Annotated in this window: 18 protein-coding genes and 1 pseudogene; 8 read left to right on the forward strand and 11 right to left on the reverse strand. The window is 66.7% G+C overall.

The features are described 5' to 3' along the window. Nucleotides 1-75 precede the first annotated feature (75 nt). Nucleotides 76-705, reverse strand: a complete 630-nt coding sequence (locus tag R4Z63_RS02235) for a TetR/AcrR family transcriptional regulator (protein WP_384444758.1) — start codon at nt 703-705, stop codon at nt 76-78. A 77-nt stretch (nt 706-782) separates the two neighbouring features. Between R4Z63_RS02235 and R4Z63_RS02240 the strand changes: the two genes are divergently transcribed. Then, the gene (locus tag R4Z63_RS02240; RefSeq protein ID WP_384444760.1) at nt 783-1,994 is read left to right on the forward strand and encodes an FAD-dependent monooxygenase; all 1,212 of its coding nucleotides are present in this window, start codon (nt 783-785) and stop codon (nt 1,992-1,994) included. 39 nt (nt 1,995-2,033) lie between these two features. Continuing rightward, complete coding sequence (locus R4Z63_RS02245; RefSeq protein ID WP_384444761.1) at nt 2,034-2,483, forward strand: nitroreductase family deazaflavin-dependent oxidoreductase; 450 nt, start codon at nt 2,034-2,036, stop codon at nt 2,481-2,483. 101 nt (nt 2,484-2,584) lie between these two features. Here R4Z63_RS02245 and R4Z63_RS02250 read toward each other — a convergent pair whose 3' ends face one another. Genes R4Z63_RS02250 through R4Z63_RS02260 form a run of 3 tightly spaced genes read right to left on the reverse strand, consistent with a single transcriptional unit; the run spans nt 2,585 to nt 7,199 of the window. After that, nucleotides 2,585-4,159, reverse strand: a complete 1,575-nt coding sequence (locus tag R4Z63_RS02250) for a phytoene desaturase family protein (RefSeq protein WP_384444763.1) — start codon at nt 4,157-4,159, stop codon at nt 2,585-2,587. After that, nucleotides 4,156-6,249, reverse strand: coding sequence for a serine/threonine-protein kinase (locus R4Z63_RS02255; protein WP_052030613.1), 2,094 nt, complete (start codon nt 6,247-6,249; stop codon nt 4,156-4,158). The genes R4Z63_RS02250 and R4Z63_RS02255 overlap by 4 nt, the downstream gene beginning before the upstream one ends. A 26-nt stretch (nt 6,250-6,275) precedes the next feature. After that, nucleotides 6,276-7,199 (reverse strand): oxygenase MpaB family protein, encoded by a 924-nt coding sequence (locus R4Z63_RS02260; RefSeq protein WP_384444766.1) that lies wholly within the window; start codon nt 7,197-7,199, stop codon nt 6,276-6,278. 98 nt (nt 7,200-7,297) lie between these two features. Between R4Z63_RS02260 and R4Z63_RS02265 the strand changes: the two genes are divergently transcribed. Then, complete coding sequence (locus tag R4Z63_RS02265) at nt 7,298-7,690, forward strand: TOBE domain-containing protein (RefSeq protein WP_384444767.1); 393 nt, start codon at nt 7,298-7,300, stop codon at nt 7,688-7,690. A 617-nt stretch (nt 7,691-8,307) separates the two neighbouring features. On the opposite strand, the gene R4Z63_RS02270 is transcribed toward R4Z63_RS02265, so the two are convergent. From R4Z63_RS02270 to R4Z63_RS02290, 5 genes and pseudogenes are all read right to left on the reverse strand, one after another. After that, nucleotides 8,308-8,868 carry a hypothetical protein gene (locus tag R4Z63_RS02270; protein ID WP_384444769.1) on the reverse strand — a complete coding sequence of 187 codons (561 nt, stop codon included), beginning with the start codon at nt 8,866-8,868 and terminating at the stop codon, nt 8,308-8,310. A gap of 188 nt (nt 8,869-9,056) precedes the next feature. Beyond that, nucleotides 9,057-9,683, reverse strand: coding sequence for a hypothetical protein (locus R4Z63_RS02275; protein WP_384444771.1), 627 nt, complete (start codon nt 9,681-9,683; stop codon nt 9,057-9,059). 15 nt (nt 9,684-9,698) lie between these two features. Then, the gene (locus tag R4Z63_RS02280; RefSeq protein ID WP_384444773.1) at nt 9,699-11,201 is read right to left on the reverse strand and encodes a hypothetical protein; all 1,503 of its coding nucleotides are present in this window, start codon (nt 11,199-11,201) and stop codon (nt 9,699-9,701) included. 339 nt (nt 11,202-11,540) lie between these two features. Beyond that, nucleotides 11,541-12,086: a hypothetical protein gene (locus tag R4Z63_RS02285; protein ID WP_384444775.1), complete on the reverse strand. Its 546-nt coding sequence runs from the start codon at nt 12,084-12,086 to the stop codon at nt 11,541-11,543. 842 nt (nt 12,087-12,928) lie between these two features. Then, a pseudogene (locus tag R4Z63_RS02290) lies at nt 12,929-13,605 on the reverse strand (transposase); the annotation flags it as partial. Nucleotides 13,606-13,841: 236 nt separating this feature from the next. Here R4Z63_RS02290 and R4Z63_RS02295 point away from each other — a divergent pair. Then, on the forward strand, nt 13,842-15,671 hold the full coding sequence (locus R4Z63_RS02295; RefSeq protein ID WP_384444777.1) for a GmrSD restriction endonuclease domain-containing protein: 1,830 nt from the start codon (nt 13,842-13,844) through the stop codon (nt 15,669-15,671). A 763-nt stretch (nt 15,672-16,434) separates the two neighbouring features. Here R4Z63_RS02295 and R4Z63_RS02300 read toward each other — a convergent pair. Together R4Z63_RS02300 and R4Z63_RS02305 are read right to left on the reverse strand one after the other, a co-directional pair. Beyond that, nucleotides 16,435-17,439 (reverse strand): PIN domain-containing protein, encoded by a 1,005-nt coding sequence (locus R4Z63_RS02300; protein ID WP_384444779.1) that lies wholly within the window; start codon nt 17,437-17,439, stop codon nt 16,435-16,437. Nucleotides 17,440-17,441: 2 nt separating this feature from the next. Continuing rightward, nucleotides 17,442-18,431 carry a ParA family protein gene (locus R4Z63_RS02305; protein ID WP_384444781.1) on the reverse strand — a complete coding sequence of 330 codons (990 nt, stop codon included), beginning with the start codon at nt 18,429-18,431 and terminating at the stop codon, nt 17,442-17,444. A 524-nt stretch (nt 18,432-18,955) separates the two neighbouring features. Here R4Z63_RS02305 and R4Z63_RS02310 point away from each other — a divergent pair. From R4Z63_RS02310 to R4Z63_RS02325, 4 genes are all read left to right on the forward strand, one after another. Next, entirely contained in the window at nt 18,956-19,324 is a 369-nt protein-coding gene (locus R4Z63_RS02310; RefSeq protein WP_384444783.1) for a hypothetical protein, read from the forward strand. Nucleotides 19,325-19,513: 189 nt separating this feature from the next. Then, the gene (locus R4Z63_RS02315) at nt 19,514-20,221 is read left to right on the forward strand and encodes a hypothetical protein (protein ID WP_384444785.1); all 708 of its coding nucleotides are present in this window, start codon (nt 19,514-19,516) and stop codon (nt 20,219-20,221) included. A 155-nt stretch (nt 20,222-20,376) separates the two neighbouring features. Next, nucleotides 20,377-22,188, forward strand: coding sequence for an ATP-binding protein (locus R4Z63_RS02320; RefSeq protein ID WP_384444787.1), 1,812 nt, complete (start codon nt 20,377-20,379; stop codon nt 22,186-22,188). Between the two features lie 30 nt (nt 22,189-22,218). Next, a complete protein-coding gene (locus R4Z63_RS02325; protein ID WP_384444789.1) occupies nt 22,219-24,321 on the forward strand; it encodes a hypothetical protein in 2,103 nt (700 codons plus the stop codon). The last annotated feature ends 91 nt before the right edge of the window (nt 24,322-24,412 follow it).

Genomic DNA, 24,412 nt, shown 5'->3' on the forward strand with positions numbered 1-24,412 from the left:
CCTCGATCCCACCGGTGCGTACCGATGGAAGAGCCCCGCCGCCACATCCCCCGGTGCGGCGGGGCTCTTCCGCGTTCAGGCCGGGTCCGCGAGGGCCGCGGCGAGCATCCGGCGTGCGACGGCGGTCAGTTCGGCCAGGTCCGGGGCGGGACGAGAGCGGGCCCGAGCGCCTGCCAGCCGGTCGTACAGGAGCCCTTCGGTCCAGGCGACGAGCAGTTCGGCGGTCTCTTCGGGACGATCGGACCCGAGGGCGGCGGCGATCCGCGCGGCCCGACCCCGGGCCCCCTGCCCCGCCCGGCGGAGGTCCTCCTGGAGCTCCGGGTTGCGGGCGGCCTCCAGGCTGAGTTCGAAGCGGGCCAGCTGGCGCTCGCGCCCTGCGGTCAGCCAGCGGTACAGCAGGCCGGCCAGGAGGGCCGCGGCCGCTTCCCGGTTCGGCTCCGGGAGGGTGGACCCGGGGGCCGGCGGCGCGGAGCCGAGGGGGCTGCCGTCGTCCACGTCCGCGAGGTCCAGCTGGGCCAGCCGCTGATAGCACGCCGCGATCAGGGCCGTCCTCGTACGGAAGTAATACGACGTACTGCCCGCGGGCAGCCCCGCGGCTCCGTCGACCGCGCGATGGGTCAACCCGCGGAGCCCGGCGGCGGCCACGAGGCCGATGGCGGTGTCGGCGATCAGGGTTCTGCGGTCGGCAGCGGGAGCGTGGGACACCCGGCCACTCTACATGTGTAGAGTGAGGCCATCGCCCTCTACACATGTAGAGGCCTGGAGGAAGGCAGGGGCCCGCCATGTCTGCAGTTCAGCATCACGCGGTCGTCGCAGGGGCGGGGATCGGCGGACTCACCGCGGCTCTGGCACTGCACCGCACCGGATGGCGGGTGACCGTGTGCGAGCGGGCACCCGGGCCGGCCGCCGTCGGCGCGGGAATCGTCCTCGCCCCGGGCGCCCTGCGCGCCTTCGCCGCCATCGGCTTCGACGTCTCCGGCGCGGTGGGGCGCGCCCTGCCGACCGCGATGGGCCTGCGCCGCCCCGACGGCCGCTGGCTGACCCGCGCCGACACCGCGGTCCTCGCCGCCCGCTACGGCGGCCCGCCGCTCGCCGTGCACCGCTCGGCCCTCACCCACGCCCTGACCGCCGCGCTGCCCGCGGGGACGGTCCGCTACGGGGCGGAGGTCACCACCGTGGACGGCGCCGACACCTTCCCGGTGGTCCGCACCGCGGCCGGCGACCTCGGCGGCTCCGCCGACCTCGTGGTCGCCGCGGACGGCATCCACAGCCCGCTGCGCCGCCGGTACTTCCCGAACCACCCGGGCCTGCGCCATAGCGGGGAGACCGCCTGGCGGACCGTCCTGCCGGCCGCCGCGAGCCCGGCCGGGGCGGCCACCGCCGAGACCTGGGGCCGCGGCGAACGCTTCGGCGTGGTCCCGCTCGCCGACGGGAGCACTTACGTCTACGCGACCGCCCTCGCGCCCGAGGGCCACCGTCCCGCCGACATCCGCGCCGAACTGATGCGCCGCTTCGGCAGCTGGCACGACCCGGTGCCGGCCCTGCTGGAGCGGATCGACCCGGCGGCCGTGCTCCAGCACGACCTCTATGATCTGGCGGCCCCGCTCCCCCGCTTCCACCGCGGGCGTCTGGCCTGGATCGGCGACGCCGCCCATGCCATGACCCCCAATCTGGGTCAGGGCGGTTGCCAGGCCATCGAGGACGCGGTCGTCCTCGCCCACCTGTTGGACGGGGCCGGGACCGGCGGCGTTCCGGCGGCCCTGGCCGCCTACAGCGCCGCGCGCTGCGCCCGGACCGACGCCATCCGCCGCCGGGCCCGCCGCGCGGGCCGGATCGCCGCCCTCACCCACCCCCTCGCCGCGGCCCTGCGCGACCTCGCTGTCCGCGCCACCCCGGCCGCGGTGGCGCACCGGGCAATGGACGGCCTCTTCGACGGGTTCACTCTTCCGGCCCGACGGGAGGGCGCACCCACAGGCGCCGATGCTCGTTGGTGAGGTTCGTTGACCGTTCGACCTGAAGGCAGGCGACACCCCGTGACGACCGGAATCGACTGGGACCACCCGACCGACCCGCGGGCCGGAAGCTGGCAGCTGGAACACGTCCAGCAGTACGTGGGCTCCGGCGGCGCCGAGGGCCACTACTGGAACGGCACCCAGACCCTCCTGCTCACCACCGTCGGCCGGGTGCCCGGCAACGCGGTGCGCACGCCGCTCATCTACGGACAGGCCGACGGCCGCTACCTGCTCGTCGCCTCCAAGGGCGGCGCCGACGAGCACCCCTTGTGGTTCCGCAACCTGAGCGCGAACCCGGAGGTCCGCATCCAGGTCGGCCCGCAGATCCTGCGGGGCACGGCGCGCACGGCGAACGCCGAGGAGCGCGCCGCGTACTGGCCGCTGATGGTGGGGCACTGGCCCGCCTACGACGAGTACCAGGCCAAGACCGACCGGGAGATCCCGATCGTGGTGATCGAGCCCGCCGAGTAGCCGCGCCGGCGGACCCGTCCGGGCCCGCCGTGTCACCCCGTCCGCGGGCGGGCCGGCACGTGCTCCGCGGGCTCGGCCGGACCCGGCCGGGTCCGGCCGGGCTACGCGCGCTCCAGCACCGCCATCGCGGCGTTGTGGCCGGGGATCCCGCTCACGCCGCCGCCACGGACCGCGCCCGCGCCGCACAGCAGGACGTTGCGGTGGGCCGTCTGCACGCCCCACCGGCCGCCGCCCTCGTCCGCGTAGGGCCAGGACAAGTCGCGATGGAAGATGTGCCCGCCGGGCAGCCGCAGATCCCGCTCCAGGTCCAGCGGGGTCTTCGCCTCGATGCAGGGGCGGCCGTCCGCGTCGAAGGCCAGGCAGTCGATGAGCGGCTCGGCCAGGTGCGCGTCGAGCTGCGCGAGGGTGGCGGTCAGCAGCACCTCGCGGGCCTGCTGGTTGTCGTGCCCGAACAGCCGGGCCGGCGTGTGCAGGCCGAAGAGGGTGAGCGTCTGGTAGCCCTGCTCGACCAGTTCCGGACCGAGGATCGTCGGGTCGGCCAGCGAGTGGCAGTAGATCTCCGAGGGCGGCACGGACGGCAGTTCCCCGGCCGCGGCCTCGGCGTGGGCCCGGGCGAGCTGTTCGTACCCCTCGGCGATGTGGAAGGTCCCGCCGAAGGCCTCGCGCGGGTCGACGGTGGTGTCCCGTAGCCGGGGCAGCCGTCGCAGCAGCATGTTGACCTTGAGCTGGGCACCCTCCGGGGCCGTCGCCGGGTCCTCGGCCGGTACCTCACCGAGGAGTTCGGACAACGCCTGCGGCGAGGCGTTCACCAGCACCGTCCGGCCCACGACCCGGCCCTCGCCGGCCGCGGTACGGAACACCACTTCGGCGGGTCCGGCCCCGTCCGTGTCGATCCGCAGCACCTCGTGCCCGGTGGCGATCTCGGCGCCGGCCTTCGTCGCGGCAGCCGCCAGCGCGTCCGTCAGGGCACCCATGCCGCCGACCGGCACGTCCCAGTCACCGGTCCCGCCTCCGATGACGTGGTAGAGGAAGCACCGGTTCTGGACCAGCGAGGGGTCGTGCGCGTCCGCGAAGGTGCCGATGAGGCCGTCGGTCAGAACCACCCCGCGGACCAGGTCGTCGTCGAAGTGGCGCTCCACGGCCTGTCCCAGCGGCTCCTCGAACAGCATCCGCCAGGCGGCCTCGTCGTCGATCCGGGCCCGCAGCTCCGCCCGGGTGGGCAGCGGCTCGGTCAGGGTCGGGAACACCTTCCGGGCCACCCGGCCGGTGGTGGCGTAGAACGCCCGCCAGCTCTCGTACTCCCGGTCGGAGCCGGTCAGCCGGGCGAAGGAGGCCCGGGTGCGCTCCTCGCCCCCGCCGACGAGCAGTCCGCCGGGCCGCCCGTCGCGCTCGGTCGGTGTGTACGAGGAGACGGTGCGTCGGCGTACCGCGAAGCTCAGCTCCAGATCGCGAACGATCTTGTCGGGCAGCAGGGAGACCAGGTAGGAGTAGCGCGAGAGGCGGGCGTCGACGCCGACGAACGGTCTGCTGGAAATCGCCGCACCGCCGGTGGCGCCGAGCCGCTCCAGTACCAGCACCGAGCGGCCCGCCCGCGCCAGGTAGCCGGCGGCCACCAGGCCGTTGTGCCCGCCGCCCACGATCACGTCGTCGTACACGTCCCGCCCGAAGCTCGTCATGGCTCTTGGTAGCACACCTGGCCGAGCCGCTCCAGACAGTGGGCCTCGTCGGCGTGGGCCAGCACCGTCTCGGGGTGCTCGTCACCGAGCGATCGCTCCCGGATGCCGGACAGGTCCCGGTAGATCGGGAGGGCCTCGTCCCAGCGGCCCAGCCGGCCCAGGCCGACGGCCAGTTCCCGGCGGCTGACCAGGGTGTCCGCGTGCTCGGCGCCGAGCACCCGGGCGCGGACGGCGGCCACCTGGCGTGCCTCGGCCACCGCCTGCTCCCAGCGGTCCAGGCGGCCCAGGTTGACACCGAGGACGTGCCGGGCGCGCAGCGTCTCCGGGTCCGTCGCCCCGTAGGCCCGGGTGCGGTCGCGGACCAGGGCACTGAAGAGGTCGAGCGCCTGGGCGCTGCTGCCGGTGCGGCCCAGCGCGATGCCGACTTCGTAGCGCGCGGCCAGGGTGTCGGGATGGTCGCGGCCGAGGACCCGTTCCCGTGCGGCGGCGACCTCGCGGAAGCCGGCCAGCGCCTCTTGCCAGCGGTCCAGGCGGCCGAGCACGTACGCCACCTCGTAGCGGGTCAGCAGGGTGTCCGCGTGCTCGGCGCCCAGGACGGCCGCCCGGTCCGCGGCGACCGCGACGGCCGTGGTGTGGGCCTCCGCGTACCGGCCCAGGGCCCGCAGGGCGCAGGCCAGGTTGTGCCGGCAGCGCAGCGTGTCGGGGTGCAGTTGGCCCGTGGTTCGCTCACGGGCGACGAGCACCGCGCGGTAGGTGTCGTGCGCCTCCTGGTGGCGGCCGAGCCGGCCCATCTCGTACGCGGCCTCCTGCCGGGCGGCGAGGGTGTCGGGGTGGTCCGGCCCGAGCACCCGGGCGCGCCCGTCGGCCACGGCCGCGTACACCGAGAGCGCCTCCTCGGGGCGGCCCGCGCGACTGAGGGCATGGGCGCGGGCGTGTCCGGCCGTGAGGGCGTCCGGGCCGGTCTCGCGCGGCCCGGCCGGACGCGGGAACCCGTACGCCACGGTGAGGCGCGGGTCCTCGGCGGGCGCCGGACGCACGATGGTGGCGGGCGGCTCCCCGCCGGGGCGCGGCCCGGGATGTTCGCCACCGGGGCGCGCGGCCGTCCAGGAGCCGGTGAGCACGGCCCATGCACCACTCGCCGGACGGGCTTCGATGCCGGCCTTGCGGCCGGCGGTCATGCCGTGGGCCCAGGCCGGCAGCGGGGCGGGCACGCCGGGAAGCCCGCCGGGGCCGAGCCGGGACCCGACGAGCCTGCGGTGGACGTGGCGGGCGTCCTGCGGGCGCTCCTCGGGAGACTTGGCCAGCAGGTCCAGGACCACCTGCTCGAAGTAGGCGGGCAGCTCGGGGCGGTGCTCGCGCAGCGGTACGGGCGCGGTGTCGCGGTGGCCGATGAGCACCGACCAGGAGTCGCCGAGGTCGAAGGGCGGTGCGCCGGTGGCGATCTCGTACAGGACGCAGCCGAGGGAGTAGAGGTCACTGCGGTGGTCGACCTCACCGCCCGCGATCTGCTCGGGCGACATGTAGTGCGGAGTGCCCATGGCCATGCCGCCGCCGGTGAGCTTGGCGGTGAAGCCGATGTCGTGCGCGAGGCGCGCGATGCCGAAGTCGCAGATCTTCACGGTGCCGTCGACGAGCCGCATGATGTTGGCCGGTTTCAGGTCGCGGTGGACGACACCCTGGTCGTGGGTGTACCCGAGGGCGGCGGCCATCTGTTCGGCGACGTCGACGACCACGTCGACGGGGAGCGGGCGGGTCCCGTTGTCCTCCATGAGCTGGCTCAGGTTGCGGCCTTCGAGCAGTTCCATCACGAGGTAGAGCGGGCCCCCCGCGGCGCTGTCGTCGCCGAAGTCGTGAACCACCGTGACGCCGCGGTGCTGGAGGGACGCGGCCACGCGGGCCTCGCGCCGGAAGCGCTCCCGCAGCACCTGTGTGAAGTGGGCGTCCTGATCGGCGCCGATCGGCTTGAGGCACTTCACGGCGACATGCCGGCCCAGCGACTCGTCCCGGGCTCGCCATACCTCGCCCATGCCGCCGCGCCCGATCAGATCGAGCGACCGGTACCGGCCCTGGATCAGTCTGGACTCCGCCATGTCTTAAAGTCGCCCCCGTTGTCGCGCTACGCCCTCCCCGGCCGGTCCAGTATGGACGCTGGTGTACGCAGTGTGTACGGAGAGGGGCGGCTCCCGGGGCCCATGCGACGCATCGCTTTCAAGATGTGACCTGGAGGCAGCTTCCACCGTAGACCTGCGGGAATGCTGCGCAGCACGCGCCCGGTGAGGCGCAGGCGCCGGGTGACGCTACGCGGGGAGGGAGCGGGCCGCCCGTACAGCTGGTGCGCCCAGCGGGGAAGGGAGCCGTACGCGAGTCCGGCGAGCGGACGCCACAGCAGATTTCGGCCAGGTACCAGGAGGGGATGGACGGGCGGGCCGCGCAGGAAGTCGTCCACGGCGCGGGCGTCGGGACCGGCGGCGAGCTCGGGGCGGACCCGGTCGAAGTAGGCGGCGAGCTGGGCGGTGTCGGCGGGGACGTCGGCCGGGTCGAGGCCGACGAGCCGTGCGTTGACGCGGTTCTCGTCGACGTAGCGGTCGGCCTGGCCGGAAGTGAGCGCAATACCCGATCGGCGCAGGACATGCAGGAAGCTCTCGATCTGTGCGCAGTGGATCCACAGCAGCAGCTCGGGGTCGTCGACGGGGAAGGTACGGCCGGTGGCCGGGTCAGTGCCGGACAGCCTGCGGTGGATGGCACGGACCCGGCCCCCGGCACGCTCGGCGGCCTCGGTGGTGCCGTAGGTGACGGTGCCGACGAAGTCGGCGGTGCGCAGCAGCCGGCCCCAGGCGTCGCTCCGGAAGTCGGAGTTCTCCATGACGCCCCGGACGGCGCGCGGGTGGAGGGCCTGGAGGTAGAGGGCGCGGACCCCGGCGATCCACATCATCGGGTCACCGTGGCACTGCCAGGTGACGGACGCCGGGCCGTAGAGCCCCGGGTCGGCGCCGGACCCCGTCCCGGGGCGGAACCCGGGTCCGGTAGCGGTGGCGCCCATCCCGTACCTCCCCGTCGCAGGCGCCCGGTGCATCCAGCGTACCGAGGCGGACGCCCGCCGAAACAGCCGTCGGAGCGGTCGGCGCATAGGGTTGCACGGTGCATCTCTACACCATCGGCGAGGCCGCCCAACTGCTCCGCGTCAGCACCGACACCGCCCGGCGCTGGGCGGATGCGGGGCGCTTCCCGACCCGGCGGGACGGTGCCTGGCGCATGGTCGAGGGCGTGGACCTGGCCGCCTTCTGCGCGGAGCTCGCCCGGGAGCCGGCCGAGGACGGCGGAGAGGTCGCGACGTCCGTCCGCAACGCGCTGCCCGGTATCGTCACCGCGGTGACGCTCGGCGAGGTTGCGGCCCAGGTCGAGATCCAGGCGGGTCCGCACCGGGTGGTCTCCCTGCTGACGCGCGAGGCGGTCGAGGAGCTCGGACTCGCCGTCGGCGTGCGGGCCGTCGCCCGTGTGAAGTCCACCAGCGTCCACATCGGCAGGGACTGAGCCCGGCGTCGAGGCCGGGCCGGGTCCACCGTGCGTCGAGTCGGGGACGGTCACGGCCTCCCGGGTCGGCCGCCGCCCCGCGCTCCATGCCCGTGCCCACGGCCACGGCCACGGCCACGGCCACGGCCACCGTGACGCGCTACCGCCGGCCGCAGGTACCGTTCCGCCGGGCCCGGAGGCCCTGTCTCCGCCTGGCCGGGGCTTGTGACCAAGCTCGACAGTTGACACTTGGGCACGTTCCTGACCTGCGATGATGCCAAGTAGTTTCAACCCTTTCGGGCACGAAATCAGAGAGATACTTGGCACATACGTACACCGCAGGTCACAAGGGGTGCCAGGCCCATCTGCCGCCTGCGAAGTCATTCCGAAGCTGGTGTCGCTCCGCTCAAGCGAGTCCGGACCCGGCACCCTTCACAACTATGAGTCGCGGGGCTCTGCCGTGTGTCCGTGCATGAGATACGGGGCCTCCTCAGGATGGGCCCTGATCCGGGCACGTCGCCATGCGGTGTCGAAGCTGAGCGCATGTGGTTCTCGACGCATCACCTGCCACGCCTGCCAGGTCGTTCGTGGAGCGAGCAGGAGCCGGAGCAGAGCCAGTCGACGGTCATTCGTCGGTCTCACGTCCGGTGCCCCGCTTCCGGATCCGTTTCCCCGACGGGGAGTTGTTCTGCAAGTTCCTTCTCTCCGTACTCCAGGAACAGGGCACGCAAAGTACGCAGGAGGTCACCCGAGTCACGGGGACCGAGGTTGCCGAGAAAGGTGTGCAGAAGTTGGGCCACGACGACCCATTGCGCCTGGGGATGCCATTGCTGGACGGCCTTCACGAGGTCGTCGACATCGGTCCCGGGAGACAGCTCGCGCCCAGCCTGCTCCAGCATCAGGTAGAGACGGGCAGTGGCCGGAGTGCGCAGAATCTCCTCCTGCATGAACCGGATCCGGGCGGAGACCTGATGGCGTGCCAGTTCTGCGAGCTCTTCCTCACTTCGTAACCGGGCGATGCGCTCCGCGCATGTGCGTGCGTGCTCATCCGTACGAAGGGCCACGTCCGCCGACACGATCTCGACGCCGTCGATCGTCCAAGGCAGGCGGTGGCGCAGTTCGTGGTTGATGTCCTGCTCAGTGGCCTCGCAGCGCAGAACGCTGCGTTGCGAGGCCAGGCTCTCGGCGAGAAGCCGCACGGGGCGCCCTGCGTCTCCCGGAGATGAGATGCCAACCGCTCCGTTGGCCGGGCGTTGCCATTCGACTCGGAAAGCTGCCGTGAAGTGCAGACCCTCATCGCAGCTGCGAAGAAGGTCCGAGAACTCGCGAACCCAGCCGGCGGAGCGGTCGCCTTCTCGCTCGGGAGTGACTCTTCCCTTGCGTCGTCTCACGCGTCCTCCGCACGGCGCACGGCGCGGGGATGAAATATGGCGACGGCTCGGCTTCGATCATGGAAGAGAAGGTCGGTCAGCTCATGGCGGAGCTGCACCCGGCTGGGGTCCGCGTCAGTCGCGGGGAAGGGCTGCCAGGCGTACAGCAGGTCGTTCAGCCTGTTACGGAGCTGTCGTGCCTGCTCGGGGTCGGCATGGCTCAAGGCTCCTCGTAGCGCCCCGAACACGAGCGGCTGCAGATCCTTGTCCTGATGAGCGGCGTCCATCCACAACGCGAGTGCCGCAGCGGGTTCGGAATCGTCAACGGGTGCGGAGAGCAGGGCGCTCCAGCCAGTGGACAAGCCTTCCGGCGTCGGCAGAAAGTCTCCGTCGGCCGCGCTGTTCTGCAGTAGGATCGGTAGAGGTGACCCAGCTTCGCCATGGCCAGCGGTAAGCGTGGCCAGGGCGGCGAAGGAACGGCGTCCTGAGACGAGTCGGTCGGAGTCCGGTGCGCACCAGGTCTTGATCGCGTTGAACAGGCTTTCGCGGGCTGTCGAGTCGGCCCAGATGGTGCGGACCGCGGCGTACAGGGACTTCTGCACGACATGGTCGTCCGAGGCTGCGGCGTGCTTGAGGCGCACCATGGCCTTGTTGGTGTGTCAGCGGCCGAATTCTCCTGCGCACACCTCGACGGCTAGCCGAGGCAAGGCCGCGTCCTCCTTACTCTTGGACCAACGCAGAAGAAGTTCGTGTACGAATCGCGCCATCGTCGGGTGGAATGCGGCGGCGGAGACCAGGTCGATCGCCGCCTTCCACAGATCGCTGTCACGTTGCCAGGCGCAGATGATCTTCTCCAGAGGCTCCGCTTTGCGGTGCCGTGCGGCCCAGCGGACGGCGAACGCACCCACTCGGTTCGCCAACAGGAGTCGTTCCTCGCGGGTGAACGACTCCAGGAATTCGTTGGTGCTGGCGACTGCGGGGGCCTGGGCCATCCAGCTCAGGAATGCCTTACGCGCCGCAGGACGGTCGATCCAGAAATAGCTGAGAACTGCGTCGTCCCAGCCCGGCCGACCGAAGTCGAGCGTGTCCCGGATGGGGTGAAGTTCGGCTTCGATCTTGTCGACCAACTCCAGGACACCTGGAGCTTCCTGGCCCCGCAGTGAGACCGATGTACTGAACGCCGTGCACAGTTCCGCCGTCTTGACATACACATGTGCGACGGCTGTGTTCCTCAGGAGCGCGGCCACCAGCAGGAAGTTCCGCTCGAAGTTCGTCCGGCCCGGTTTGCTGTGCCAGTCGAGCAGTTCCCTGCGCCAGTCGGTGCGGGCCTTGACGACGCTCAGCACGCTGTCGTTGAAGGCGCTCGGGTCGTTCGCGGCGTCTGTGTTCTCGTCGGCCGCATTCTCGACTCGGACTGCCGATCGGGCCCCGTCTACTTTGAGGATCAGGGCGACGGTTTGTAGGACGTCTGAAGGGGCCTGCCCGTCAAGGATCTTCCGGATCCTTGGGTCGGCCAGCCACAGGCTCGTGTCCAGGTCGGGAGCTTCTGCTTTGAGCCACGCTCTGGCCACCTTCACCGGGTCGGGACGGCCCAGGTCGGGAACGAGATCATCCGGGGCGCCGACCTTGAGTCGCTGCCACTGCTCCGGCGTCGTCAGGACGATCAGACAGGAGGAGCGCTTCTCGAGCACGCGTTGGATGTGGTGGAGTGTGGCACCGAAGTCGTCCGCGACTGCAAGGCTCCCGTCCTCGTCAGTGGGCAGTTCCAGCAGATACCCGGCGTTCCCCTCGGCTGGCAGACGGCCCACGGGGAAGCGGTTGGTGCCCCCGAAGCCCAGCGGCCCTACTCGGGCGCCAGTGCGAAAATGCAGATCAGCCAGGAGGGCATGGGCGGTAAACGTCCTGCCGGCACCCGGCTCGCGGGGCAGGACGAGCACCGCGCCCGGACTCGACAGCCTGTCGTAGGCCTTGTGATAGCCGTCAGGTTCGGCGAACACGGCCCGTACCGTCTTCAGATAGGGCCGTGGCAGTTCCGAATGCTCCAGCAACTGCCCAAGCACCGCGGTGAGTTTCACCGCGTTCATCTCACCGAAGTTGAAGAGAGCCTCCTGGCGCAGGTCCGCCACGGCCGCACGCAGCACCCGGCGCGCCTCTCGCACCATGGGATCGTCGGTCTCAGGCGAGTGGCCGGGCTCGTCCGGCCTCCCTCCGCCATCATCGTCACCGCCGACGGTACGTGGCGACGGCACAGGGGACGGATCCCGGAAGCCGACGCTGCCGGAGGCGGGGAGGTCCGTCCGCCCGTTGCCTGTTCTGGTCTGGTCCGACGTACGGTCCGTCGTCCATCTCTGCCCTCCTGTGGACGACGGGTCATCCGTGTACGAAGGCTGTGCGGCGCTGGCCCGCTCGTCAGACTCTCCGGGCAGGGGTGAATCCATGAGTTTTCTCCCCGTTGGTGATCGTGCAACCGGCTCTCGGGGTGGTCCCCCTCGAGGAAGTGATCAGTTCAGTTCGTCGAACTCGACGCTGGTCATCTCGGCGCCGGGATGGACGACCTCTACGGTGTGTTCGATGTCGAACGACGCCGTGCTGGAAACGCGTCGGGCTTTCAGCGCTCGTGAGACACCGTGTACGTCGCCGACCTTGGTCACGATCCGCCGGCCGCTCGAGGGCCGGTCCTCGCCGACGAAGGTGATACGCCGCTGATAGACCTCCTCCAACACGTTGCGAAGTCCGCCCATCGCTCGCCGCAGTCGCTCGTCCCGGCCGTCCACTGAGGAGTCCTGCTCGGCATATTGGCCGAGCTCCTCGAGCAGCGCCTCGAGCCGCTGAACCCGTTCGTCGGTGACGTTCCTCGGATCGAAGTCCAATACTCCGCCCGGGTCTCCCGCCACGACAGCCGGGATCTGCTGCGAAGGTTCCACCTCATCAGGCCTGCGGCGGGCAGCACGACGATCGAGGACGACCTCGGCACGGCGATAGAGGAACCCGATGGCTTGAGTGAGCGCCGAAGCCGCCATCACGGGAAATCCCAATACATCACTCACCGCAGTCCCCTCTCAGATCCAGATCACCACCGGATCGGTCACGGCGCGAATACACCTCCCCACAGGATGCGACTAACTCGCCTTGCGAAGAGCCGAGTTAATCCGAGATGACCGGAATCGGTCGTCGCGCTCACGTTCGATGCCATGTGCCCGTCCGCTTCAAGGCACACAGCCATCTGGCACATGACCAGTCACGAGTGGATTCCCTGCCACCTTCGCAGGCATCGCTCGACACGCGGGCAACACCCCCACTCCCACCCTTGCCTCGATAGCAGTGCGACGAGAAAGACGCCGTTGACAGGTCACGCCAGTAGAGCAACGATTGAGGGCTCGGGTGACGCCCCTCAATCAAAGGTTCGACGACAGCCCCTCATCGGGCGGCGAGCCACATCTCACTGCTGTGCGGTTTGCGCCAGGGAAAGCCACCGCGCCCACGCACGTCGCGGTGCCGGGCCGCAGCAGCCGGCAGTCCAGGTCACACGGTGTGACGAGGCGCCGCAGTTGGCGCCTGAGTGACTTGGTGACCAGCACATATGCCAACCGTGTCGCGGGGCGGATCGCCGGATTGGCCGTTCATGTTGACACTTCCGTACGGCCGGTCTCCGGTCGCGGTACCTTCGACTTGGAGGGCTTCGCGAGCGGCGGTCTTGAAGCCAGCTGCGGCGCCTGGTCACAGATGCGTGACCAGGATCGGCAGTTGACAACAGAAGACGCGGGCAACCCGCGGTGATGCCAACTAGCTTCAGCAACTTGAGGACCGGAATCAGACAGATAGTTGACACTTTGGTACAGCACAGGTCGCAAGGGCTCCGCCGCAATCCAACTACTGAGCGACTTGCAGGCTGACGCTCCAGGGTGAGGATGGCTGCCGCGATCACGGTCATGCGGTTGGGGCTGCAGCGGGCCCTGCGGAAGATTCGTCAGGACTTCAGTCGCGCGACGCTTCGTTCGACCGGTGCTCGCGCTGCTGACAGGGCCCGGTTGATCGCTCGCTGGGTTATGGTGAGGTCTCGGCCGGGCGGCCGTCTGATCGGTGTGGTCACCCAGGGACTGGCGCCGACATGGGCGGTCGGCGAGGATGGGAACGCCCTGGTGTTCAGAGATCCGGATGATGCGATAGGTACGGGCCGCAGCCAGGTCTGGGTGCGGCCGGGCAACGTGGGCGAGATCCACAGCACGCCTACGGGATCGGCCACGGCCTATAGGTTCACGCCGTGGCGGCACTTCTGGGAGAAGTCGGCCCGGCTGTCGCCGACCCGGTCGCATTCAGTGAGGGTCCCGTCGAGCAGGACGTGATCAGGATCAGCCTCCCGCAGGACCCGCAGCAGACTGGGCGCCCGGCGGGACAGGTGATCGACGACGGCCGTGACGTAGGCGTGGGCGGTCCCGACGGCTATGCGGAAGCCAGCCGGGATCTGCGCGAGCGGGTCATGCCGGCGCAGGTAAACCAGGCCCACGAGCGTCGCTGATGGGGCGGGAGCTTGCAGCGGCGGCCACCCTCACGGGTGACGATGAGCATGGATACCCACTCGACCAGGGCGTGTGACAGGTCGAATGCGGCAGGACAGGTAGCCAACGAGGCTCCTGCGCTGCTGATTTGACACGTCGAACACTTCTCTTAACAGCCCAGGCGCCTCGGGCGTTGCGGGACACCGGCCCGTCACCCGATCAGTAGCCCCTCTGAAGGAGCTCGCTGATCCAACTGCGGCCGACAAATGGCCACTTGGATACGGCAGGCTGCAGTACCGTCAGGGCATGACGACCCCATCGGCCGGAGAGCTCACCGTTTCAGGCGCGAGCGTTCGGCACTTGTACGATCTGTACCTCTCCGACCGACTTCGCGTCAACCGCCGCTACCAGCGGAAGTTGGTATGGAACGTGGAGGAGAAACAGCGTCTGATTGACTCGCTGTTGGAGAATCTCCCGGTTCCCTTGTTCTTCATGGCGTCGACTGGGTCGACGGACGGGGCCATCGAACTTGAACTCATCGATGGGATGCAGCGACTAAACGCCATATTTTCTTTCATTGAAAATGAATTCTCAACCAACGGGGCCTATTTCAATCTCGCCTCCCTTGGATCATCCGCCACAGGAGTCACTCGAACCTCAAAGGTTCAGCAGCGCGAGCCAATCATGCCCGAAGGGGTTTGCACGCGACTCCTCGACTACACGTTGGCCCTTTCGGTATTTCGCCCGAAAGAAGACGCAGCCGTATCCGAGGTCTTCCGAAGGATCAATTCTGGCGGACGTCGACTCTCACGCCAGAATATTCGACAAGCCGGGACACTCTCCCCTCTGGCCGACCTGGTCCGCGTCATTTCTTCGAGGATCAGGGGTGACATATCCCCCGGAGACGCTGTCGCCTTTCGGGTGATGCCTCAGCTGAGCATCACAAACCGCGGTCTCAACTACGGCGTCCGAGTTGACGACATCTTCTGGGTTCACGAAGAGTTGCTGCAACCCACAGAAGTCCGCGAGTCCGCTGACGAACAGCTCGTCCTCGACATCATCGCCGACTTCTTGATGGATCCCCTGACTGAGACTAGTACCAGGATGCGGGACCAGTACTACGGTTACACCAGCATTGATCACGAGCATCCCACTACGCCCTCATACACAGAAATCAACGCAGCCATCGAGGCATACGATCCACGGGCCGTCGAGGACCACTTCATGCACGTGTACGACATCGTGCGGTCCATACTGGCGCAGGACACCCGTACCTTCGCGAGCCTCGTCAACTGCGCGACCGAGTCTGGTTCGCGCAGATGTTTCCACGCCACCTTCCTGGCGATCTACGAGCTCACCTACAAGGAAGGGATGCGCCTCGGCTCTCCGCGCACCGCCTGGGGACATTTGAACGGAATGGGATCGCTTATGACAGACACAGCTCTCCCAACTCATGAAGACGACTGGCAGCAGGCCCCGAAGAGGCGAACAGTCGACGCCATAAAGGGAATACTCCGTGACGCGTTCGAAGTGAAGGAGGCGGCCGCACACAACCTCGGCAGATACGGGTGGGCCAGCCAGCTCGAAAAATTGATGGGAAACGCGATTGTCGAACAGCAGTCGTTCGACTGCAAGCAGGGTTTCCTCAGGCTTGACACCTCTCGCCAATTCGACGAGAGGGCTTTCATTAAAATCTGTCGCACTATCACGGCGATCGCCAATACTGGCCCCAGAGTGACCGGCTACATAGCGGTCGGGATCGCAGACAACGAGCGACATGCGGAAAGGGTGAAGGAACTCGACTCCGTTCACTCCGAGAGATTTCGAGGGTTTCACGTAGTCGGCATCGAGAGGGAGGCCCCGCTTGTGTCCAGGTCCCTTAACGACTACTGGATGTGGTTGTGCCAGCTCCTGAAGAGCAGCGGTCTCGATCCTGATCTCGCAGGAAGGGTGACCGCAGAATCCAAGCTGGTCAACTACCGAGGCCGCATGGTTGCACTTCTACACGTGTCGTCAGGCACGCAACCCTATTTTTTCGAGAACACACTCCTTGAGCGATCCGGGTCCGAAACCTTGGTCGTGGAGCAAAACGACTACTTCCGCGTGTTCCAGCGTTTCACCACCGCCTCCCGGTGAGTCACCGACCTACGCGCCGGCCTGGCTGACGCACTTGGGTACGGAGCCCACAATGTGCACGGTGCATCCGTCATGGGCGTGGGCGCCGGTCCCGGCGCCCACGTCTAAACACGAGGGCCAGCGCGGGCGGAAGGTGGCGGCGGAGTATGTCACGGCTGCGCTCCAGTTCCAGGGTGCCCATGGCGGTGGCCTGGAGTCGTGCGGCCTCGTCGGAACGGGCGTAGAAATCGATGATCTCCGGGCGTACGGCAGGGTTGCTCGGCGTCATGAATTCCTGTCCTGAGGGGCTGATCCTGCCCGGCAGGAGAGGGGCACGGCAAAGTGATCACTGAGTGTTTTTGGCGTGTCCACTGATCGAATGATGCCTGTGAGACTGAGGGGAGGGCTACAACGTACAAGGCTCCCGTGCCGCTGGGGGAGGTGTTCGAAGGCTCAACCCGCCGGCGCAGGCCTCGCGATCTGCACGTCGCTAAACCTCGGCCGCTTCGGCGAACCCTTCGACAGGACCCCGCTACGCCGCGGTCGCGCCACTGACGGCGCCGCTGCTCCACCCACCGCTCACCGCCCGGCAGCGATCTCCCTGTTCTTCAGCCCGCCCTCGAAGCGTTCCATGGCCTGAACCGGACTCGCCCCCCCGCGGCCCACATCAAAAACGCTAGGTCAGCACCCATGCCTGATCCGCACGCGATTTGTGCTTCGCGCCGCCCCATCAGGACCGGAAGGCATTCCCGGCCAAAGGCTCACATACGTCCTGCGAGGTCAATCAGCCAAGATGTGCCGTATCGATTTCATCGAAGGCGTCATCTTCTGGACTCCAAGGGCGCTCATAGCGGACATCTTTCAATACCGTGACATCGAAGAATGCGACATCCTCATTGCCCATTTCGAACCAGCCCCCCAGGATGCCTGCAATCGCTGTCCCCAGAGTCTCATGCACCTCCACGGCGAGAGCAAGAGTAAACTTCGCTGTCATGAATCCGACTACGACGCCTCCTGCCGAGTAGGCGTTTCGAACTCGCAGGGAATCAAGGGTGATTTTCTCGATTGGGCCAACTTCATCGGGGCCCACATCTGCAAAGTCGGCGAAGTTCTTCAGATCATTGTGTGCGACGATCTGATCAATGACCGAAAGTGATAGGTCAGCGGAAAACGAAGCAGTGCTAATTGAGACCTCGACTTCTGAACATAGGGTACGGATGATCGACTTGAGGTCTTTGTGATACGTGAAGTCACCAAGTCGCTCTCCCAGCTCTTGGGCGAGGTCGGGATGCAGCGTGTCGCTTCCCTTCCTGACGGCAAAATCATCGGTGTTGTTCGAGGCGAAATGAGTCGGTCCGGTAGAAACAAGGTGGGCTCTCTTGATGGTGAGCCAGATTGCCACATCCCTGCCACCAGTCCCGTTGTTCTTTGAAGGCTTAATGCGGAGGGCCTCACGTTCAAGGGCTTCTACTGCATCGTCACCGATCAACGGGAGTTCCTCGAATGCGGACCGCAGCTGCGCTTCCCAGTCATCGACAACTGCATCAACCGACGGGATATAGTACGAGTCCACACTGCAGAAGTTTCCGAGTTTTTGCACGGATCTGCTGTGCGCATCCATCGCTTCCTGAAAATCTCTACGCCGTGCGCTGATGGACTCAGCCAGCACCGTCTGAGCGAGTGCCACCCTGGCACCTAGCGCGGACGAAATGCGCAAGATTGTGGAAATCTCCACGCTTCGGAGAATTCCCTTGCGGGGAATCAAGTTGGTATCAAGAGTGATCAGCATGCTTACCCCTGGTCCATCTCATCTGCACGTTGTGAGATCTTTGTTGCGAGATCAGCGAAAAGGTGGATGGCGTTCCTGGCACGACTGTAGTGAGCGCCCCGGGCCTCGCTTCCATTGAGCTCAAAAACAGCTTTATGGGTGCGCTGGGAGATTGGGATCAAGCTCGACATGTTAGATACTTCGCCGATGGATGTCCCTCCAGATGGAGTGCGGACCCCCACGGCTTGAAGCTCGTCGACAATGCCCCGCTGGTACGCTTCGGGCATTCTATCGTTCCAGTGCTTATATGCCTCTGCTGGCTGATCGCGATACACAGTGAACTGCTGGCTGACGTAACCAAGAGGGCTGGGCTTGCCGGCTGGAAGCTCGAAATCAAATTCAGCGTTCCTCCTGTCGGCCGAATTCTTGGCCGCCTCCCAGCCGGTGATCCATGAAGCGACACTCTTACCTACGCTGGGAAGTGCAGTTAGCGAGAAGAGGTCAGGAGCCAAAGGAACTACAAAGCCAGTCGACCCAAGAATCACATTTCGATTCAATGCTCCGACATTTGGGCCGAGATCAACAAATACATACTCCGCCGAGATGCGCGATGCCACGCTCCTGATGAGGCGATAGAATGCTGAGGTGACCTGGAAGCCTCTAGGCATGCCGGCCAAAGCTTCGGTCCACCCCGTGGGAGCAAACTCCTCGTAATCGCTGATTCGAATATCGCCGGGCAGGACCCATGCATTGTCCCTGATCTGAACCGGATTGACGGACTTCAGCCCGCCGGACCCCTCAATAACTGGGCGCAAGCACGAGTAGATTGTGCGGTTGTCATTGAATAGCTTTTCAATTTCCATTACAGGAATTGCCGCACTGGTAAGATTCGCCTGAGCGTCAGCATCAATGAAGAGAACACGATGAGACCTGGCCAGGGCGATTCCGATGTTGTAGACCAGGGTGGTCTTCCCGACCCCGCCTTTGTGGTTGAAGAACGAGATGATCTTCACTTGATCCCACCTGTCATCCCTGTGTGGACGTTCGGAGCTGACCGTGCCGTCACACTAAGGACTGAGCTGTGCTGTGCTCGGATCCCCTGAGTCAAGACGCACGTGCTAAGGATCTTAGGCCAGCTAGCAGCGCCTGCGACCGTGCTTCTCCTTGGTAGCCCCCTCGAAATGCCGGCCACTGCTCAAGCCGCCGCCTGAAGGTTGGCCCGCTGACCGAGGTCGGCTGCCGACGGCGAGATCTGACGGCAACGAACCACATGTGCGCCTGAGGGTGTGCCCCGCGCGGCACCCGGGAGCTGCAGGCGATCCACCGCTCCAACGTCATCACTCCGCATTCGTCCTCGCAGCAACCCGCCGAGTCCCGCGCCGAAGGACCCCAGGAGCCTGCGGCACCCAGGAGCCAGCAGGACCAGCCGGGGCCGCAGACCGCACCCCGGCGTCGGGGCTTCTACGTCAACGGGCACTATCGCAGGCCAGTGAGACTGACCGGTCGAACGTCACGACGCTCCTGGGTTCTCTTCCCCATGGGCGCCGCCATCCTCAACCTCTGGGTCACTCATCTCGGCAACACTGCGAACAGCCCTGCGGACTTCACCGAAATCGCCATCCCGGTGTCGGCCCTCGCGCTTGTGGCCTGGGTCTACGGCACCGTGGTCATGAGGAGGGTCCGGTCCCGCCTGTCGGCCGGCTCGTTCAGCAAAGAGGACCGGGTGCCGGGGGTCAGGAGAGTCCCCGACGGGGCGATCCGGACCACTAAGCGGGCCATCGCCGCAGGCGAGGAGGTGCACATCGTCGTCTCCCGCCGTGACAGGACCAACACCCTTCGCGTCATCGACATCCCGCCCCTGAGTAGCCTGGCGTTCGTGATGCGGCCCCGCCGCGCGAAGCACTGATCCGCCAGAAGGAGGGACCCCGGCCATGGTCGGGGTCCTTCGCTGTCCCCCCAGGTCAGACGGTTCACCTGAGAGGCCCGCCTGGCAAGACGTGAGGCCGCACAGTAGCCCGCTGATGGCTCAGTCCCCGGCCCGGTTCCTCGTGTTGGGATGGTTACTTACGTGACTGTCGGTCGGTACTCTTGATCAGTGGAGAATGAGCTTGCGGTGCCTCCAGCAGAAGCTCCCGTAACGAGTCGAGAGCAGGACGCGGTGCGCCTGCTGTTGCTGATTCACGGGGCGAGCGAGAAGCCCAATGCCATGGACCTGGCTGATCCTGACCTCGCGGGTGCCGTAGGCGTGGTACGGACACAGGTACGGCTGCAGAAGCTGGACTTCTGGCTGCGGAACCCCGACTACCTGGCCGACGAGTTGCTTACCGACTTCGAGACGAGTCGGGAGCCGGGGCTGCTGGAGCTGGCCGGCAGAATTCTGGATTCGGAAGAGCCAGAAGTGCGCCGCTATCCCATGCTCCGGCATCATTTCGGTGCCTACGAGCCGCTCGACGACGCACTCGCGGTGCTGCGCAGCGGCGGTCTCGTGGTGCGAAGGCGCCGGGGGACGGTCAATCGCGTGCGCCAGCATGATTACTTCCTCATGAGCCCTGGCGCGCAGGTGGCCAAACAGATCGTCCGTGATGTCCCAACGTTCACCTACTACGTCGACCGGGTCGCTCTCGTCATCGCGCTGGCCGACGGCCTGGGGGGAACGGACCTGAAGAAGCGTCAGTACCTGCAACGCGAGTACGCCGAAGCCGCACGAGGTACGCGCATCGGCTCAGTCAGCGCCCGCGCAAGGGCACGACTCGAACAACTGCGAGCACAACACCGGACCGACAAGGATGCGGGGGAGCCGTGACGGACGCCGAGATACCCCTCGAGGTGAGGATCGCAACGGCCGCGGATGAGCCGGTGGAGAGCATCCGGGACGTTTTCGGTACATACGGGCTCGCACTCACTCTCACACCGGCTCGCCCGCGTGGACTGAGGCTCCATCGCCTCCGAGTCGCTGGCGTGCGCACCGGATCCCTGGAGCCAGGTCCCTTCGACACCACCTTCCCCTTTTCCGCTGGGCTGACTGCCCTGGTCGCCTCGAACTTGAGGGGCAAGACAAGCGTTCTGGAACTGATTACGTGGTGCCTGCGAGGTACACCACGCGATCTGCAGGCCGGAGTGCGTCAGTGGATCACGGAGCTGGATCTCGACGCGGTGGTGGCCGGTCAGCCGGTGGGATTCCGCCTGAACATCGCGGACGGCGAAATCGTCTCCGGGCTTGTCCTGGGCGGCCTCGAAATCGGCACCCTCAGCTCGATGCGCGAGCCCGATCCCGGGCGCGGCGTGACTGCCCTCATCCGGGCAGGCAGCTCCGCTAGCTTCGCCGAGCAGATCCAGGCGTTCATGCTGGCCAGGCTCGATCTCCAGCCGCTGGTCAACAGCTTCAAGGAGACCAGCACGCAGTCACACGGTTGGCCGGCGTACTACGGGGCGCTCTATCTCCCTGCCGGCGGCGATAAGGCGCTTCTGGGAGACCAGATGATGGCCGGGCTGCCCGGACGGTTGCTCCAGGTCTTCTTGGACCTGCCAGCAGCTGCGACTCTGACGCGAGTCAGGACCGCCTACGAAGTCAGGGACGTCGCAGCCAAGCGTCGCCGTTCCAGCGCCGAGGACGCGTTCAGCGACCGCAAGGCGGAGCGGGAGCGGGTTGAAGCCGACCTAGAGGAAGCCCGCGAGCGCCTGGCAAGCCTGCCGTCCGTGCACGAGGGAGAGTCGCTTGCGCAGCTCGCTACTGAGGCTGCCCGGTTGGCGCGCGCGGTGGCCGACTCCCAGGAGACCTGGGAGGAGCTCATGCGCGTGCATCGCAGGGCCCGTTCCCACCGGCAGCGAGAGGAGAAGCTCCTCAACGACGTGACCGAGAGCACCACCGCCAGGCTCCTGTTCCACGGTCTTGACCCGCAGGCATGTCCCCGGTGCGACCAGGCCATCGCCGAGGACCGACGCCTCCAAGAGCGCAACAGCCACGCTTGCGCGGTCTGCGCGCGGCCTGTTACGGGAGACGACGACGCCCCGGAGGAAGTCACCGCCGAGGCCGAGCAGAGGCTCGAACGCGCGCAAGACGCCGAAGCCACCGCCCGCGAAGCTCTGGAAGTTGCCGAGCGGGAACTGGCCCGGCTCACTTCGGATCTTGAAGCCATCGAAGAGCGGCTGCGGCGTGCACAGTCCGTAGCCCAGCTTCCCGCCCGCCTGGCGGCACAGGAAGCAGTCCTGCGCCTGGAAGGTGCTCTGGACGTACTCCCCGAGCTGCCCGAGATCCTGGACGACCCAGTCGAAACCACGACGATCAAGATCCTCAAGGCCGGCACCCGCGTCCTTGAAACTGACAGCAAGACGGCGGCCGACAGACTCTTCCAGGACGTCAACGCAGAGATCGTCCAGCTGGGCCGCCGCTTCGGAATCGCCTCTCTCGAAGCGGTCGAGATCGATCGCGCCGCTCGGATGAAAGTCATAAAGGACGGCGGCGCCACAGACTCGTTCAGCAAGCAGAGCGCCGGTGAGCGGCTCCGGCTGCGCATCGCCGTGGTGATCGCTCTGCTTCGCGTGGGAGCCGCACATGGCATCTCCACCCACCCCGGCCTGCTGATGATCGACAGTCCCAAGGCGGAGGAAGTCCAGGACCTCGACGCCCACAAGCTGGTGCAGGAGCTGGCGGCACTCGCAGAAGAGAACAACCTGCAGGTCCTGATCACCACTGCGGACCCGAGCCTGGCCCACGACGTGCTGGGCGACGACCACATCGTGGAGGCATCCGAAGGCAGACCATTGTGGTAGCAGATCCTGGGCTGCAAGAGGAGGGGAGCCGTGCGTCTTGCTGAACGGCTGAGTGATCTGGCGGCCGCGGGCCATGTGATCAGCTTCGATAGCGTCGACCTTCCTCCTGACATCGTGCTTGCCGAAATCGAGGACGTCGCCGCAGGCCCCTTCGCGCCCCTGCTGGCCGAAGCCGTCACACACGCCTTCGATCACGCCGAGCAAGGCTGGCACGAGGCCGCAAGCCGGTTCCCGATCGGCCTCGGCAGACAACTCAGCCTGCTGCACACGACGGCAACACTCGAAACCCTTTTCAGCAGCATCGAGACCACCAAGGCGCTTGCCAAACGCCTCAACAGTGCCTTGCTGACGGACCTGGATGATCTCGTGCGCTCGCAGCCGCTTGTGGCCGCCGCAAGACTGGAGGGAGCGGTCCGGCTGGCGGTATCCAACGCCATCAGCCCGATCAAAGTCTGGGGAACACTCGAAGACCTCGACGACACCGAAGCTCCAGAGGACTTCGTGGAGTGCCTCCCTCGCCTCATCGGCCTCGGCCTGGACCGCTGGTCAAACGAAGAGCAAGCCATCACCGAGACACTGCGCGGCATGCTCGAAAGGCTGTCAGCGGACGAGGCGAGCGATACCGATGCGTTCGTAGAACTCGGATACGACAAGCTGCGATCAGCGATGACCTCCCAGTCGCTGGCACAAGTGAGCAAGTACCTGGAAGCCGCCCGCTCATGGTTCCACGCAGCCGACGCGGCAGAAGAAGCCCGCCATGATGCCCAGGCATATGGCGCGGTGTGTGACTCCCTGCTCGCCTTCACCACGGGGAATACGCCCGCACTTCGTGAAGCAGCCGACCGCCTTGAGGCGGCCCTGGATCAGCAGAGCGCATGGAACTGGGGCATGCACCAGCCGGCCTGGCTGCAACCCCAGGCCGCCGCGGATGTGGCGTGGAGCCGCCTCGTCCTGCAGCTGCGACGGGCCGCCGAACTACTCCAGGACGACGTGTGGATGGAACCCTGGGAGGCCCTCGACCACGTACTCACCGCCTACAGGTCCGCCCGCACGGTCTGCCCCGTCGGATCGCCAGACGGAAGCGGCCTGTCCGTGCTGGTCGACCCCGCCATCGAGGACTCGTTCCTGCGACAACAGGCCCTGCTCGCCCAACTGCGCCGTGCTGTGGCGCAGCCAGAGCGGCACCCGGGCGCCGGCTTCGACCACGCAACGGCTTCGGCCCTCCTCGTTCGGGTTGACCAGCAACTGGCCGCACGGTCAGCTCCGGCCCGGAGGGAGAGCGGAACCGAAGCAACCGACGACGCGACCGAGGATGCACCCGGGGAGGCCGAAGCGGATCGAGCGCACAGATTCGCCCCCACGGCGGTCAGGAAACTCGGGCTCGAATTCACCGCAGGTCTGGCAGCGAAGATCGATGACGATGAACTGAAGAAGATCGACGGTCTCGCCTACATGGAAGACATCACCCGGCTCCAAAACTCGGACCCCGTCGTTGTGCCCATGCTCAATCGATTCCTGAAAGAGCTGAGAACCTTCCCTGATTTCATTGGGGAGACGCGCAGAACGTTCAGCGTGCTCGTCGAGCAGACGCTGCTGTTCCTCAAGGCGGCCGCTGATCTCGACACCGCCACCGCTTTCGGTGAAGGGCGGTACGACGCGAGCGGAAAACGCATCAAGGTCCGCGACTACCGCCGTCGCTTCGACAAGGAGCACGGCGATCTCGTGCCACTGGAGAACGACCTACAACTGCACTTCTACAACTGGCTCATCGGCGGTCAGATCAGCAGCCTGATCCAGGTCGAGCCAGTCAACCAAGCAATGGGGCGAGCCGACATTCTTGTCCACTTCGGATCACGTCAATACCTTACAGAAATCAAGAAGAACCACACCAAAAATGACCGAAGCTATTTGGAAGCGAAATACTTGGCGCAAGCCGCCGAATACAGCAACACGAATGTCCCCTTTGGTCAACTCCTCGTCCTCGACCTCACAGAAAAGGACAAAGTTGGGTCACTCCGGGTTGACGAACTGTCGTGGGTGGCAAAGCACCGCCCTCCAGACGCAACGGTTGATCGGGCCGTCGTGGCAGGGGTCGTGACCGGAAACCGCTACATCCCGAGCGATTTCTCGTAGATATCATCACGGCCGGCTTTACAGGCTCCGACTTTCCGTCCAAGGAGGACACCTACGGGTAGCGGCTTGGGTGAAACCAGCGTGTGTGTCC

It is taken from the genome of Streptomyces sp. PL-29, assembly GCF_058344425.1.

Coding starts and splice junctions, on each gene's coding strand:
- R4Z63_RS02240 (WP_384444760.1), top strand. CDS start 783: ATGTCTGCAGTTCAGCATCACGCGGTCGTCGCAGGGGCGGGGATCGGC.
- R4Z63_RS02250 (WP_384444763.1), bottom strand. CDS start 4,159: ATGACGAGCTTCGGGCGGGACGTGTACGACGACGTGATCGTGGGCGGC.
- R4Z63_RS02255 (WP_052030613.1), bottom strand. CDS start 6,249: ATGGCGGAGTCCAGACTGATCCAGGGCCGGTACCGGTCGCTCGATCTG.
- R4Z63_RS02260 (WP_384444766.1), bottom strand. CDS start 7,199: ATGGGCGCCACCGCTACCGGACCCGGGTTCCGCCCCGGGACGGGGTCC.
- R4Z63_RS02275 (WP_384444771.1), bottom strand. CDS start 9,683: ATGGTGCGCCTCAAGCACGCCGCAGCCTCGGACGACCATGTCGTGCAG.
- R4Z63_RS02280 (WP_384444773.1), bottom strand. CDS start 11,201: ATGGTGCGAGAGGCGCGCCGGGTGCTGCGTGCGGCCGTGGCGGACCTG.
- R4Z63_RS02295 (WP_384444777.1), top strand. CDS start 13,842: ATGACGACCCCATCGGCCGGAGAGCTCACCGTTTCAGGCGCGAGCGTT.
- R4Z63_RS02300 (WP_384444779.1), bottom strand. CDS start 17,439: ATGCTGATCACTCTTGATACCAACTTGATTCCCCGCAAGGGAATTCTC.
- R4Z63_RS02310 (WP_384444783.1), top strand. CDS start 18,956: ATGGGCGCCGCCATCCTCAACCTCTGGGTCACTCATCTCGGCAACACT.